1 protein-coding gene is annotated in these 854 nt (G+C 64.4%); it reads left to right on the top strand.

The window, feature by feature from the left end:
• Positions 1-36: 36 nt before the first annotated feature.
• Positions 37-854 (top strand): YihY/virulence factor BrkB family protein (locus FS787_RS17850; protein WP_260982634.1); only part of this gene is annotated, 818 nt, incomplete at its 3' end.

The raw sequence follows: 854 nt of genomic DNA, 5'->3' as shown, positions 1-854 counted from the left end.
ATGGCCCAGAACCCTGCCAAGGCAGACAATGACTCTATGACCGAGACCGAAACGGGCGAGAGCAGCACCGCCAAGGCCCGCACGGCGCCCGCACCGGACGACGCCCGCAAACCCGACAGTCCCGCCGACGTCACCAAGCCCTCGTGGAAATACGTGGCCAAAAAAACCTTCCGCGAGTTCACGAAGGACCAGTGCCCCGACCTCGCCGCCGCGCTCACGTACTACTCCGTCCTCTCGATCTTCCCGGCGCTGCTGGCCCTCGTATCGCTCCTGGGCATCTTCGGACAGCCCGAGAAAACCACCGGGGCGCTGCTGGAGATCGTCCAGGGCTTCGCACCTGCCGACACCGTGGACGCGATCCGCGAACCCGTCCAGCAGCTCAGCAGTAACTCCGCCGCCGGACTTACCCTGCTCATCGGTATCCTCACCGCCCTGTGGTCCGCGTCCGGCTACGTCGGGGCGTTCGGCCGGGCCATGAACCGGATCTACGAAATCGATGAAGGCCGGCCCTTCATCAAGCTCCGCGGCACGATGCTCGCAGTCACCATCGCCACCGTGCTCATCGTTGTGCTGCTGGCAGCCATGCTGGTCCTCAGCGGCCCGGTCGCCGAATCCGTCGGCAACGCCCTCGGCGTGGGCGCGACGGTCCTCACCATCTGGAACATCGCCAAGTGGCTCGTCATCGTGTTGCTCGTAGTGGCCGCGATCGCGATTCTCTACTACGCCACACCAAACGTGAAACAGCCCAAGTTCCGCTGGATGAGCCTCGGATCCGCGATCGCCCTGGTGATCTTCCTGCTCGCCTCCCTGGCCTTCGGCTTCTACGTCGCCAACTTCAGCAGCTACAACGAAAC

The organism is Arthrobacter sp. U41 (assembly GCF_007679325.1).
Taxonomy (GTDB): domain Bacteria; phylum Actinomycetota; class Actinomycetes; order Actinomycetales; family Micrococcaceae; genus Arthrobacter.
The sequence above is the reverse complement of the archived record's forward strand: the minus strand, read 5'-3'. Positions and strand labels throughout refer to the sequence as shown.